The following is a 13,267-nucleotide window of genomic DNA, read 5'->3' on the forward strand; positions in this document are numbered from 1 at the left end:
GGGTGCGTGAGTCAGATCCATCGCACATCGGCGGGATCCAGCACGGAACCCAGTACCTCGAGGAAGTTCCTGTCGGGGAGCCCCAGCCCGGTGTCGATGACAACGGGCTGCGAGGCGTGCAGGACGAAGGCGTTCACCGGGAGATGCCCGATCCCCGGCGCCTCGAGGCTGTCATTGAGAACGCTGATGTCCGGGTGGACCTTGTGAACCGGCATGCCGCATCTCCATGCCCCCAGGATGGTGATCGCGCCGCGGCCTACGGGACCATCATCTGCCGCGCTCCCAGGCCTCGCATCCCGGCCACGCGTTGGGCAGGCGCGAGTGGGCCACAGGGCGGTGCAGGCCTGCCTGCACCGCCTTCTGCGAGGACCTGCCCTGCGTCGTGGCCATGCGTCTGGCCTTCATCTCGACAATCCGCCGCGGAGGCTGCGCCACACACGTCAACGCCAGTTCAAACCAGCCCAGTTGAGGCGGTCACCATGAACGAGGAACCGGCCGTGTCGGTGGTCACGGGCACGGTGAAGTAGCGCACGGTGCCGTCCGCGTACTTTGCAGCGACTGTCACCGACCACCCGGCGGTGCCGATGCCGGTGTGGGCGCTGCGCACCGCGGCGTCTGCGAAAGCCTGGACGAGCGGCCCCTTCAAGTCCGGCTCGCCTGCCCGGACGTCAACCGGTCCTGGGACCTCCAGGCCGAGGAGTATGCGCCGAAGCCCATGAAGGGCTTCGCCGGCTTCTTCCGCGGAGACCTCGTCGCTGTCACCGCCGGTCTCACCTTCGCGTGGAGTTCTGGCGTCGCCATAGGTCAGGTGGACGGGGTGAAAAACGTTCAAGGCGGCGATGTGCGGCCGGGCTTGGTTCGGACTCCTCCGGACCGGCATCCTCACCTGTCCCGGTCGCCGGTCAGGGCTGGATGTTCTCCAGGTCCTCCAGGAGGCTGGGGTGCTTGGGCTCCCAGCCGAGCGTCTGTCGGGTGTAGTGGCTGGACGAGGGTTGGTCGCTGGCGAAGATCTGGCCGAGGGGGCCGAAGGTCTCCGCCGGTACCGACTCGACCGGCAGGTCCAGCCGCCGGCCGATGACTGTGGCAATGTCGCGAACGCTGTCCCCCTCGTCGGCCACGGCGTGCCAGGAGGTACCCGCTTCGGCCTGTTCCAGAGCGAGCCGGAAGAGGACGGCTGCGTCGAGCGCGTGCACGGCCGGCCAGCGCTGTGCGCCGTCACCCGGGTAACCGGACACTCCGGTCCGGCGCGCGATGTCGGTCAGCAGACCGGCGAATCCGCCGGAGCCCTGGTTGTGCACCGTGCGCGGCAGTCGTACGGCGGTGCTGCGGACCCCGCGCGAGGACAGCCCCAGGACCGACGCGACCGCACGACCGCGACCGCCGACCGGCCCCTGGGTGGGAACGGGGTCGCTTTCGACGGATGCGCGGCCCGGCGCGGCGGGCGTACCCGCGACAGTGACGAAGGGGCGGTCGCTGCCGACGAGTTCCTCGCCGAGGGCCGCGAGGGCGGCACCTTCCTCCCCGACCGACTTCGCGAGGGTGTCGGGGCTGCTGAAGTCGTGGTGGAACGCCAGATGGATCACCCCTTCGGCGCGGGCGGCGCCGGCGCGAAGGGTGTCCAGGTCGGCGAGGGCTCCCCGCAGGGGCTCGGCACCGGCCGCCTCCACGGCCTGCGCCGATGTGTCGGAGCGGGCGAGTGCGAGGACGGTGTGGCCGTTGCCGAGCAGTTCGGCGACGACGGCGGAACCGATCAGGCCGGTGCCGCCGGTGACGAAAACGCGCATGGGAAAACTCCCCAGAAGTGATGGGACTCTTGTCCCGTCACTCTACTCCAGTGACGGGACAAGAGTCCCATCACTTAGGATGGTGGCCATGGGCAGATGGGAACCAGGCGCACGTGAACGCCTCGTCGTGGCCGCCGTCGACCTGTTCACCGAGCAGGGCTACGACGCCACGACGGTCGCGCAGATCGCCGAGCGCGCAGGAGTCACCAAAAGCACCTTCTTCCGGCACTTCCCCGACAAGCGCGAGCTGCTGGTGGCCGGACAGGAGACGTTGAGCCGCCTGCTGAGCGAGGGGATCGCCGACGCGCCCGCCGATGCCAGCCCGCTCGAGGCGGTGGCCGCCGGCCTGGAGCGCGCGTGCAGCGCGATGGGCCCGATGAGCCGCGAGCTGGCGCCCCGCCTCAAGGCGGCTGTGGCCGCCAGCGCAGAACTCCAAGAACGTGACGCCCTCAAGAGCGTCAGCCTCGCGGCCGCGATGACGGCCGCTCTGGTCGCCCGCGGCATATCCGATCCGACCGCGGCTCTGGCGGGCGAGCTGGGCGTCCTCGCCTTCAAACGGGGGTACGCCCAATGGTCCGAGGGCGATCATGACGGCAACGGCGAGCTCGCCAGGTACACCCTGGCGGCCCTGGACGAACTGCGCGCAGCGAGCGCCTCGCTGGGCTGACCGGCTACCTCCCCCTGCCCTTTACGGCACTGCCGACAGAGCCGGATTCAAAGATCCCTGTCGCCGTGCCGGGGAGCCGTTCCGGACAGGAACACGGGGTCTGGAGCGCGGTGATGGCCGCCTACGGGCACACCCCAGCACTCGCCGTACTCATCTTTCGCCGGCGCACGCCTCCGCTTCCGCCAGGTACCGCGCCACCGGCCCGAGCGTCAGCATCCCGCTCGTCCCGCCCGCGTGTTCGGCGCGGGCGGGACGCAGGGCCGTTGCCGCGCGGGCGGCGATCTGGCGCTCGCCGAGGCGGGCGGCGGCGTGGGCGGTCAGGCACCACAGTGCTTCCTGCATGTGATCAAGGGGTGGTTCGGGCGTCATGGCCAGGGCGGCACGGGCCTCCTCCACCCGGTTTTGGGCGAGCAGCACCAACGGATGCGCCCAGCGGCGGTACGGGCCCCAGTCGAGGGCGGGATCGGTGGGCGCGGGACGGTCGTGCAGGAGACGCAGGCCCAGCAGGGCGAGGGCGAACAGGCCCCGGTGCAGCCCCGGCATGGCCGCTGTTTCGGCGAGGGCGCTTTCGGCGGCTCGGTAGTGCGCCGCGGCCGTGGCGGCGGTCGGTCCGCCCGGCTCGGCGCTGCGGGCGGCCGTCACCCGGGCCCGGTACCAGCCGGTGAGGACGGGGACGAGAGAGGCCTCGGTGCTGACGGCGACCTGCTCGGCGGCCTCGGCATGTGCGGCTGCGGCGTCGAGGTCGCCGAGGGCGGAGGCGGATTGCAGGCGGATGAGCCGGCCGAGCACGGCGAAGCTCGGCAGCTCATGCCGGGTGGTCAGGTCGAGGATCTCGGCGCCGATCACGTCCCGTGCCGCCGCCAGTCCGGGCCGGGTGAAGGACTGGAGGAACACGCCGTTGAGGGCGAGCACCAGCAGGGCGGGATCGCCCAGCTCCCGGGCCAGCGCCTCGGCCTCGCGCGCCGCCTGCCCGGCGCGCTTTTGCTCGACTGCGGACAGGTCGGCGCTGCGGCTCTCGACCGCGACGGTGGCCAGCAGGCGGGCGCGTAGTTCGGCGGGGCCGTCGGTGCCGAGTGCGGTGAGCGTACGTTCGGCTGCCGCGACGACGGCGCGGCACTGCTCGGGGTCGTCGGCCCGGCTCCACAGGGCGGGCACGTCGTAGGCGCCGATGACGCGGGCGGTCAGGGCCATGTCTCCGGTGCGCTCTGCCGCCCGGACCGCGGCGAGGCGGTCGCGCCGCGAGTGGACCAGGGCGTCACCCCCCGCCAGGGCCAGGGTGCGTGCCAGTTCCACGGTGGTGCGCGGGCCGAGTCGTACACCTTCGGTCCACACGGGGCGTGGGGGCTGGAGCGTCGTAGCACCGCTGAGAATGTCCGCCTCCAGGCGCCGGAGGTCGGCACCGGGGTCGAGCCCGAGCTGGTCCGCGAGCATCGTGCGGGCGCGGCGGAGGGTGGCCAGCGCGTCTGCCTGACGGCCTGCCTGGTGCAGTGCGCGGGCCAGCAGCCCCCAGGCCGGCTCACGCCAGGGGTGTTCGGTGACGTGGGCGCCCAGTTCGGCGACGAGCTCCGCTCCTGCACCGGAGTCGAGGAGGAGACGGGCGCGCAGTTCCGTCCCCTCCAGCCTCAGCTCCTCCAGCCGGGTCCGTTCGCCCTGGGCCCACGCGGAACCGGTCACGTCGGCGTAGGCGGGGCCGCGCCAGTCAGCGAGGGCCGCGTCAAGGTCGGTCAGCGCGTCGGGCGTGCGCCGGGCGCGGGCCAGAGCGTCCTCGAACCGGTGGACGTCAACGGTCTTGCGCGGCAGGTGCAGCGCGTAGCCGGGGCCTTCGGTGACCAGGACGCGCGGCGGGGTGCGGGGCGGCCGGTCGGGTTCGAGGGCGCGGCGCAGCGCGGCGACGAACGTACGCAGCGCACCCACGGCGCGCACCGGCGGCTCGGCCCACAGGTCGTCCACGAGGGTGTCGGTGGGAACCATCCGTGCCCCGGCGGCGACGAGCCGGGCGAGCACCTCGCGGTGGCGGGGTCCGCCCAGGTCGACCGGGGTGCCGTCGTCACGGAGGGCCCGCACGGCACCGAGTACGTCGATTCGCATGCCTCCATCTTCCGTGCCCCGGGTTCGCGGCGTCGAAGCGTACTGATCGGCTGCTGATCGCTGTCGCTCACGCTGATCCCGTCAGTCCTCGGACCAACGGGTTTTGGTCCACCGACCCCAGGGAGGGGCCTTTCATGACGCTCGTCATTCCCGGTTTCGATTACGTCCGTCTGCCCGGCGCTGACGGAGTGGAGCTGGCCGCCGCCGTCGGCGGCAGCGGCAGCCCCGTCGTCTTGCTGCACGGCTTTCCGCAGACCCACCTGATGTGGCGGCACGTCGCCGAACGGCTCGCCGGCGAGCACACGGTGATCTGTCCCGACCTGCGCGGCTACGGCGCCAGCGACAAGCCGGCGGCCACCGGCCCTGAGGTGTACTCCAAGCGCACCATGGCCGCCGATGTCGTCGCCCTGGCCGCCGCGCTCGGCCACGATCGCTTCGCCCTGGCCGGCCACGACCGGGGCGCCCTGGTCGCCTTCCGGGCGGGACTGGACCATCCCGAGACCCTCACACACCTGGGCATCCTCGACGTCGTGCCGACCCTGGACATGTGGAACGTCCTGCACGGGGTCCCCGCGGCGGTCGGCTACCACCTGTTCCTCATGGCGCAGCCGCCGGGGCTGCCGGAGACGATGATCGCCAACAGTGCCGACGTCTACTTCGGCTCCTTCCTCGACGCTTGGGCCAGGGACCCGGCTGCCCTGCCGGACCCGGTCCGGGCCGCGTACTTGCGGGCGAGCGCCGCGGCCGTGCCGTCGATCGTCGCGGACTACCGGGCCTCGGCGGGCATCGACGTCACCCACGACCAGGCGGACCTGGACGCCGGTTCCCAGCTGGCCATGCCCGTGACGGTCGTCCAGCAGGACTGGGGCGCGCGACTGGGCTACGACGCTGCCGCCGTCTGGCATGCGTGGGCGCCGGACCTGGACCACCGGCTGACCCGCGCGGGGCACTTCATGGCCGAGGAGGCGCCCGACGAGATCACGGAGACGATCCGCGACCTGCTGCTCCGCTGAATCCTCCGCCCGGGCCACGGGAGGCGGCGGGCGCGCCCCGCGACCTTGCGACTCCGCGGGGTGCTGCCGGGTGTAGGACCGTAGCCCCTCCGCTTCGCGGGAGGGGCAGGCCGGGCAGCGAGGCGGCGGCACCCGTTGCGGGCAGACCCGTTGGCACGGTGACAGCACGGCCGGGTGAACGCGGGCAGAAAGGGCGGCCGATGAGCGCCCGGGAGACGGCCGTCCCCGCCCCGCGTGGTCAGGCCATTTCGACGTAGCGGTGGGCCCGGTCGAAACGCCGGCCTGCCACGTCCCGGCGGCGGATCACCCAGTGGGCCACACCCGAGTCCAGTTCTGTGACGTCGTCGCCGCACCTCCAGGTGGCCAGGAGAACCCAGTCGTCGGCGCCCTCTCCGTGGGCCGTACCGCCCTGCTCGCAATGGTCGGCCCCTTCGGGACCACGAGCGTGGTGGACACGGTCGTTCTGGGGCGAGACCGCGTGGCCCCCGATCTGCAAGGCCCAGGAAGGGCGGTAGCCGCCCACGTGTGCCCAGGCGTCGCCGAGTTCGTCGGCGAGCTCGAACTGCTCGTCCTCGGGGAATTCCCCCCATCTGCCGAGGGCGAAGCTCTCCGGCATCTGCGCGCTCGGCTGGTGCCAGACCGTGCGGAGCTCCCGCGGCCGGTACGGCTCGCGCCAGCTGTGTGCGAGGGGGCTACGGGTTGTCGGGGTCCCGGCGGGGACGTACAGCACCGCGTCGGACACTTGTCCGCCGATGCCGCTCACGTCGGTGCCGGAGAAGAGGAGCAGGTGGCCGTTGGCGGGGAGCGGGAGGCCGGTGGCGCCGGGTGGGAGAGCCGCGAGGTCGACGGTGGCCACCAAGGGATCGGACGGGCCCGGCGCGCCGTACGGCAGCAGGGGGTCGCCGCCGATCCGGGCCACGAGGGGACCGTTACCGCCCTCCGCCAGATACACCGCCGGGCGGGCGACACGTATCCATTCCTCCGCCTCCTGCGAGGGCAGATCCCGGGATGCCGCCTCGGCCCGGAAGCGGTTGATTCTGTCCAGGCTCGCGTCGGTCACCAGGCCACCTTCACGGGTTCATGGGAGGGCATTGGCAGGACCGAACTCGCGTGGATGCAAGGCCAATTCGGCACTGCTGACGTTGTGCGAGATGTCCATACGGTGCCGGGCTGACGCCTGAATGACAGGCGCTTCGCGAGCGGATCCAGCGGGAGGCCGCCGAGCGGTTCGCCGCCCGTGCCGCCAAGCCCTGCGCTGACCACCCGCCTGGTCCCGCTGCGGGCCGAGCTTTCTGACGAGTCTGACAAGACCATGCGGTTCTCCCTCTCCGACCAACTGCCCCGCACCCTGCGCGTCACAGTTCCGGGGCCGCCGCTGCTGCCTCGGGCACCGCTCCGGTGCGCGGACTGCCTCACCTGGATTGCCCGGTTCACCCCTGGAGGGTGGCGAGCCAGTCGGTCAGCAGGCGGTTGACCTCTTCGGGGCGCTCCTGCTGGATCCAGTGGCCGCAGCCGTCCAGGAGGTGGGAGGCCGACAGGCCGGGGAGGGTGGTGGGGTAGGCGTCGATGGCATCGGACATCCAGGTGGTGGAGGCGTCCAGGGCGCCGCCGATGAACAGGGACGGCTGCTTGATCGGGGCTCCGCGGTGCGGGGCAAGGTCTTCCCAGTCTCGGTCCATGGCGCGGTAGCGGTTGAGTGCGCCGGTCAGGCCAGTGCGTTCGAACTCCCCGGCGTAGACGTCGAGGTCCTCCTCGCTCAACCAGGCCGGGAGTGGGCCGGCGGGGAAGCGGTCGCGCAGTCGGCCGCCGCCGCGGGCGACGAAGTGCGGGTCGGGCTCGCCCTGGGCGGGCATGGTCTCGGCGGACAGGGCCGCGTAGAAGCCCGCGAGCCAGCCCCGGACGTCGGGCTCGATCTCCGCCTCGGCGCGGCCGGGCTCCTGGAAGTAGGAGACGTAGAACTCCTGCTGGGGGCCGCCGATCTGACCGAAGATGTCGCTGGGGCGGGGCCCGCCGGGCGGCGCGTAGGGGACGCTCAGCAGGCCGACGGCGCGGAAGACCTCGGGGTTGAGCAGGGCGGAGGCGGCGGCGATGTTGGAGCCCCAGTCGTGGCCGACGACCACCGCGCTTTCGGCGCCGAGGGCACGCACGACGGCGACGTTGTCCTCCACCAGATCGAGCATCCGGTAGGCGTCGGTCGCCTCCGGCTTGGAGGAGCGGCCGTAACCGCGCACGTCGATCGCCACTGCCCGGTAGCCGGCCGCGGCGAGGGCCGGGAGCTGGCGGCGCCAGGAGTACCAGGACTCGGGGAAGCCGTGCACGAGCAGGACCAGCGGGCCGGTGCCCTGCTCGACCAGGTGCAGGCGCCCGGCCGGGGCCTCGACGGTGCGGTGGCGGAGCTCGGAGGTCGGCTCGGGCTGCATGGGCTTCTCCTCGGTTCGCGGCGACGCGGCTACCCATCGATCATGCGGCGCAGCACCCGCCGGACGCGATAAGCCTTGCCAGTCTGGCAACCTTGCAGGACAGAGCGGTGCAGCGCATGCAAGGAAGAGGGTGACAGCGGTGGCAGTCGATGACGTGGAGGGCACGCTGGCCGCGATGGGGCCCCGGTTGCGGGCCGCGCGCGAGCGCCACGGCGCGACGCTCGCCGGTGTCAGCTGCGCGACCGGCATCTCGCCCAGCACGCTGTCCCGGATGGAGACCGGCCGGCGCAAGCCCACCTTGGAGGTGCTGTTGCAGCTGTCGAAGGAGTACGGCGTCTCCCTGGACGAGCTGGCCGGCACGGCACCCGACCCCGCGGCCAAGCCGCGCGCTGCGGCGCCGCTGAGCTTCGGCGACGACAAGGCAGTGCTGCCATTGACCCGGTACGTCGGCGGCCTGCACGCCCACAAGCACATCCTGCCCGCCCTCCAGGACCCGCCCGTCCGGCCCCGGCAGGTCTCCCACGACGGCTACGAGTGGCTGTGTGTCCTGTACGGACGACTGTGGCTCGCGCTCGGCGACCAAGACCTCGTCCTGACCCCCGGGGACGTCGCCGAGTTCGACACCCGCACCCCGCACGGGGTGGCGAACACCAGCCCCGGCGGCCCGGTCGAGTACCTGATCATGTTCGGACCGCAGGGCGAGCGCCAACGGCTGCGCACCCCTCCGGCCGCTGCTCGCGGGACGGGTGACAGCGAAGCTGCTGAGTGAGCAGCCGTGACAAGTGGCGTGCCTTGTCGGTGACAACCATGCTGCTTCGTTGGGTCCCATCCGCCACGTCATCCGAGTGGCGCTGGCCGATCCCGGGCCGGAACACAACGGACTGCGCAAGCCCCGGCCACGCCTGCGACCACCCCGGCGTCGCCGTCTGTGAAGCGGCCTCAGCCCCTCACCGGGCGCCACATCCTGTTCCTGAGGCTGTACGGGGCGGTGTGGACGGCGCGCGGTCCAGGCGCGGGGTTCACTTGTCCAGATACTGATCGTTATTACCCGGTCAGTGAGCTGGGGCCACCTACCTGATGGGTACTCAACTGCCTTGGGTGGGACAGGAATCCATCTCCGAATGTTCCGGCATGCCGTATATATACCGTATTGTGTGATCGCTTGACGGGCTCACAGCAACCTCTTAGGTTCGCCTTGCCTTACTTCCGACCGAAAGATTTCGGCCATGCCTCGATCCGTGCCGCGCTCCCTGGTGATAGCCGCTCCACTCGCCCTGGCTGCCTGTGGCAGCGCTGTCACCGGCAACGCCGACAAGGCTCCCGCGGGGGAGTCGGCGAAGGAGACGGCGCCTGCGGGTGTGGCGCATCAGCGCACCGTCCTTGAGGCGGAGTTCGCGGCACGCGGCGGGGTGACCAAGACCGGCCCCATGGTGCCGAACGTGCCGATCCGCCCGGAGGTCGTGGATGCCAAGGACGAGGTGGCCCAGGTCCAGGACCTGAACTCCTGTCACGCCGAGACCTTCCACTACGCCGACAACTTCTCCGTCCCCACTGGCGGCACGTACACCCTGCGCGCCACGCCGCAGCGGCCGACCTTCCTGCGGCGCAGTGCCAGTGGCGAGAAGCCCGCGCTGAGCGAGGCGGCCAAGCGTCACGCTCGCCAACGTGGAACTGAAGAATGAGCGCTGAACCGGTGGCCCTGTCACCCGACAGACCCCTGGCTGCTGAAGGCCCTTGGCGCACCGCAGGCCCGCAGCAGCCATCGTCGGCCGGCCACGAAGCGCCTGCCCATGCGCACACGCCGCTGTGGGTTCTCGTCGCGGTGGGCATCCTGAGCTCCGCCGCCCTGGCCGCCGTGTGCTGGATGTCCGGCCACGTCCACGCCGATGCGGCGCTGCGGACCGTGGCCCGCTTCCTGCACGTCGCAGCCCTGGTGGTCGGCCTGGGCGCGGTGCTCGCCGTCGACTGGTTCGCCGTCCTGTGGCTGCTCGGCCGACGGCGGCTGGCCGACGTCCTCAACACCGCCTCCGCACTCCAGGTTCCGATCTGGCTCGGCCTTGCCGGGCTGATGGCCACCGGCCTCTTCCTGCATCCGGACCCGGCCTCGCGGCTGACCCAGATCAAGCTCGGACTCGTCCTGGTCATCACCCTCAACGGCCTGTATGCCCACCGACTCGGCCAGCACCTCGACCACTACCGCGACCAGCGGGTGCCCCGCGGGCTTCTCATCCAGTCGGGCCTCGCCGCGACCATCAGCCAGCTCGGCTGGTGGGGCGCAAGCTTCATCGGCTTCCTCAACAGCCACTCCTGACAAGGAGACCGTTCGCCAACCACCTCATGGGTCTGCGGGAGGGCGACGAGGCCAGCCTCGGCGCCCAGTTCGTCAAGACCGGCGACCGGAGCCGGCTGCCGCTGATCTGACTCGGCGGGGGCAGCGAGGTCACCCCGAGTCTGAGCGTGGGTCGGCCCTCGCCGTGGCCCTGATGCCCCGGACGGTCTTCTGGAAGCGCCGCTCCGGCCGACACCTGAAGGTCGAACCGCAGGGAAGGCTGGACCAGGCCCTCGCCATCGGCACCGGCGCGCTCGTGGCGACCGCCTTCTTCGCCGTGGGGCGAGAGGGACTGGAAACTGCCCCCTTCGTCTGTCCGCCGTGCAGGCCACGGGTGACGGAGCCCGTCCACTCGCCAGTGCTGCTCTCGGCCTCCTCCTTCCCGCTCAATGTGAGGAGCTTCGCGTCAGCAGGCCAGCAGGTCACGTTCGTGTCCTCTGTGCCGCCCCTGCCGCCTGTTTCAGCAGGTGCAGTTCGCGGACGTTGTACTGGGTGCCGCGCTGAGGTGCCGGACGCCATGGGCGGGCAGGAGCTGAGTCAACGGTCGACCAGCCGTGAACGCGGGGCCTCACCGGTGGATTCCGCGTCGGTGTCGTCGGTGCCGGCCGTGCCGCGGGGGAGTGTCCGGGCCAGCCATTTCGGCAGCCACCAGTTGGTCCGGCCGAGGAGTGTCATGGTCGCCGGTACCAGCACCATGCGTACGACCGTGGCGTCGATGAAGATCGCGGTGGCCAGGCCGAGCCCGAACATCTTGGTGGAGGGGTCCTCGGCGACGGCGAAGGACAGGAAGACCGCCACCATGATGAGGGCGGCCGAGGTGATGATCCGGGCGGTGCCCGAGACGCCCTCGACGATCGCCGTGCCGTTGTCGCCGGTGCGCAGGTATTCCTCGCGGACGCGGGAGAGGAGGAACACCTCGTAGTCCATCGACAGGCCGAACAGGATGGCGAAGAGGAACATCGGGATGAACGACACGATCGGAACCGTCGCCTCCAGCCCGATGAGTGGGCCTGCCCAGCCCCACTGGAAGACCGCGACCATGATGCCGTAGGCCGCGCCGATGCTCAGCAGATTCAGCAGTACCGCCTTGAGCGGTACGAGTATCGAGCGGAAGACCAGCATCAGCAGCAGGAACGACATCGCCAGCACGGCGGCGACGAACACCGGCAGGCGCTGGCTGGTGCGCCTGCCCACATCGGACAGGCTCGCGGCGGCGCCGCCGACGTGGGCCCTGGCCGGGCCGTGCCCGATCGCCGTGGGCAGCACGTCGGTGCGCAGCCGGGCGATGGTGTCGGCCGTGGCCTTGTCCTGAGGGCTGGTGGTCGGGAACACCAGGAGGGTCGCGATGCCGGTGGCCCGATCGATGTGCGTCGGGGCGAGGGATGCGATGCCCGGATCCGCCGCGACCGCCTCGACGAGCCGGTCCAGCACTCCCGGATCACCGGCGGGGTCCGCGGCGATGACGAGGGGACCGTTGGTGCCCGGGCCGAATCCCTCGGCGACGAGATCGTAGGCGCGGCGCTCGGTCCGGCTGTGGGGCAGTGAGCCGTCGTCGGGCAGGCCGACGCGCAGGCCGAGCACGGGCAGCGTCGCCGTCAGCAGAAGCCCTGCCGCGCCGATCGCGTACGGCACCGGGTGCCGGCTGACGTGCCCGATCCAGCGTCGCCACCCGGCGGCGGGGGCGGCGCCCGCCGCCGCGCCCCGCCGGCGGCCGAGCCGCCCGGCCCGAAGAGCCCGGCCGATGCGGCCGGCCCGCCCCAGACGCGCGCCGGCGGCGCCGAGGAAGGCGGGCAGCAGCGTCACCGACGCGAACACCATGGTCAGGACGACGATCGAGACGGCGAACCCGCCGACCGTCATGAACGGTACGTTCGCGACCGCCAGGCCGAGGATCGACACGACGACGGTGCCGCCGGCGAAGACCACCGGCGGCCCCGCCGTGGCCACCGCTCGCCCCGCCGCCTCGTGCGGATCGAGCCCGTGCGCGAGGTACTCCCGGTGCCTGGCGAGGACGAACAGCGCGTAGTCGATGCCCACTCCGAGCCCGACCATGCTGCCCAGGACAGGGGCGAAGGTCGGGACGTCCGTCACCCTCGCCAGTACCGTCATCGGGGCAACCCCGACGGTCAGCCCGAAGACCGCCATGCCGATCGGCAGCGCGGCGGCGACGAGCGAACCGAACGCCAGGAACAGGATCGCGGCCGCGGCGAGGAGGCCGATCAACTCGCTCGCGCCACCGCCGGGGTCGGAGAAAGCGTAGAAGAGGTTCCCGCCCATCTCGATGCGCAGGGGCAGCTCGGCACGCAGCCGGTCGCCGAGATCGACGAGGGCGTCGAGGTCCTCGGCCGACAGCCGGCTCTGGTCGGGATACTGCACCCGGACGACTGCGATCCGCCCGTCGGCCGACACAAGACCGCCGCGCACGGCGGTGTCCCCGCCTGCGTCCAGTGCCCCCACCGGGTCGGTTGTGCCGAGCACGTGCGGCAGCCGCTTCACCTCGGTCTGCAACCGCGTGAGAGCGGTGCGCGCGCTGCCGTGGTCGAAGAACGTCGCAGCGCCGTCGAGGGGGGTGACGACCACTTGGGCGGTCATCCCCTCCTGGCCGGTGCCGGCCCGCTCGATCAGTTCGGCGGCCCGCTGGGAGTCCAGTCCCGGTGCGGTCATCGAGTCCGCGGTCCGCCCGCCGAAGGCGATCGCGGCGAGGACGGCGAGCGTGGCGGCGACCAGCCATGCCGCGATCACCCGCCAGGGATGGCGAGCGGCGCCCCCGCCCAGGCGCAACAGGGCATTCGAGAGCATCGGGTCCTCCAACCACCTCGTCGGCCGTCCTTGTACGGCCGCCGAAGCCGAGGCTCGTCGCCACGGCGCTCTGCGGCATCGGCCCCCGGGCCGCGGATCCGTCGGCCCCAAGTCGTAGTGAGCCCCCGTCCTTTCGGCCGATGCGCACCGCGGCGCGGTCCCTACGC

12 protein-coding genes and 1 pseudogene are annotated in these 13,267 nt (G+C 71.8%); 6 read left to right on the plus strand and 7 right to left on the minus strand.

The annotated features are described in order from the left end of the window. Window positions 1–11: 11 nt before the first annotated feature. From IQ210_RS48330 to IQ210_RS34380, 3 genes are all read right to left on the minus strand, one after another. Complete coding sequence (locus IQ210_RS48330) at window positions 12–215, minus strand: hypothetical protein (protein ID WP_322657342.1); 204 nt, start codon at window positions 213–215, stop codon at window positions 12–14. A 236-nt stretch (window positions 216–451) separates the two neighbouring features. After that, window positions 452–832 carry a hypothetical protein gene (locus tag IQ210_RS48335; protein ID WP_194083088.1) on the minus strand — a complete coding sequence of 127 codons (381 nt, stop codon included), beginning with the start codon at window positions 830–832 and terminating at the stop codon, window positions 452–454. 70 nt (window positions 833–902) lie between these two features. Next, complete coding sequence (locus IQ210_RS34380; protein WP_194083089.1) at window positions 903–1,784, minus strand: SDR family oxidoreductase; 882 nt, start codon at window positions 1,782–1,784, stop codon at window positions 903–905. 88 nt (window positions 1,785–1,872) lie between these two features. Here IQ210_RS34380 and IQ210_RS34385 point away from each other — a divergent pair, with 88 nt between their 5' ends. Further along, the gene (locus IQ210_RS34385) at window positions 1,873–2,451 is read left to right on the plus strand and encodes a TetR/AcrR family transcriptional regulator (protein ID WP_194083090.1); all 579 of its coding nucleotides are present in this window, start codon (window positions 1,873–1,875) and stop codon (window positions 2,449–2,451) included. Window positions 2,452–2,601: 150 nt separating this feature from the next. Here the strand turns inward: IQ210_RS34385 and IQ210_RS34390 are convergent, their stop codons facing one another. Next, window positions 2,602–4,539, minus strand: a complete 1,938-nt coding sequence (locus tag IQ210_RS34390) for an AfsR/SARP family transcriptional regulator (protein ID WP_194083091.1) — start codon at window positions 4,537–4,539, stop codon at window positions 2,602–2,604. A 134-nt stretch (window positions 4,540–4,673) separates the two neighbouring features. On the opposite strand from IQ210_RS34390, the gene IQ210_RS34395 reads away from it, so the two are divergent. Continuing rightward, a complete protein-coding gene (locus tag IQ210_RS34395) occupies window positions 4,674–5,552 on the plus strand; it encodes an alpha/beta fold hydrolase (RefSeq protein ID WP_194083092.1) in 879 nt (292 codons plus the stop codon). A gap of 238 nt (window positions 5,553–5,790) precedes the next feature. Here the strand turns inward: IQ210_RS34395 and IQ210_RS34400 are convergent, their stop codons facing one another. Both IQ210_RS34400 and IQ210_RS34405 read right to left on the minus strand, forming a co-directional pair. Next, window positions 5,791–6,612 (minus strand): DUF1963 domain-containing protein, encoded by an 822-nt coding sequence (locus IQ210_RS34400; RefSeq protein ID WP_194083093.1) that lies wholly within the window; start codon window positions 6,610–6,612, stop codon window positions 5,791–5,793. Window positions 6,613–6,982: 370 nt separating this feature from the next. Continuing rightward, window positions 6,983–7,972 carry an alpha/beta fold hydrolase gene (locus IQ210_RS34405; RefSeq protein ID WP_194083094.1) on the minus strand — a complete coding sequence of 330 codons (990 nt, stop codon included), beginning with the start codon at window positions 7,970–7,972 and terminating at the stop codon, window positions 6,983–6,985. Window positions 7,973–8,111: 139 nt separating this feature from the next. On the opposite strand from IQ210_RS34405, the gene IQ210_RS34410 reads away from it, so the two are divergent. From IQ210_RS34410 to IQ210_RS48010, 4 genes and pseudogenes are all read left to right on the plus strand, one after another. After that, entirely contained in the window at window positions 8,112–8,741 is a 630-nt protein-coding gene (locus IQ210_RS34410; protein WP_194083095.1) for a helix-turn-helix domain-containing protein, read from the plus strand. Between the two features lie 457 nt (window positions 8,742–9,198). Next, on the plus strand, window positions 9,199–9,654 hold the full coding sequence (locus IQ210_RS34415; protein WP_194083096.1) for a hypothetical protein: 456 nt from the start codon (window positions 9,199–9,201) through the stop codon (window positions 9,652–9,654). After that, window positions 9,651–10,283 (plus strand): hypothetical protein, encoded by a 633-nt coding sequence (locus tag IQ210_RS34420; RefSeq protein ID WP_194083097.1) that lies wholly within the window; start codon window positions 9,651–9,653, stop codon window positions 10,281–10,283. Before IQ210_RS34415 ends, IQ210_RS34420 begins: the two co-directional genes overlap by 4 nt. Window positions 10,284–10,455: 172 nt before the next feature. Beyond that, window positions 10,456–10,560: pseudogene (locus IQ210_RS48010) on the plus strand (hypothetical protein); the annotation flags it as partial. 278 nt (window positions 10,561–10,838) lie between these two features. Here the strand turns inward: IQ210_RS48010 and IQ210_RS34430 are convergent. Next, entirely contained in the window at window positions 10,839–13,100 is a 2,262-nt protein-coding gene (locus IQ210_RS34430; protein ID WP_194083098.1) for an MMPL family transporter, read from the minus strand. Between the last annotated feature and the right edge of the window lie 167 nt (window positions 13,101–13,267).

The organism is Streptomyces justiciae, assembly GCF_015163075.1.
Lineage (GTDB): Bacteria > Actinomycetota > Actinomycetes > Streptomycetales > Streptomycetaceae > Streptomyces > Streptomyces justiciae.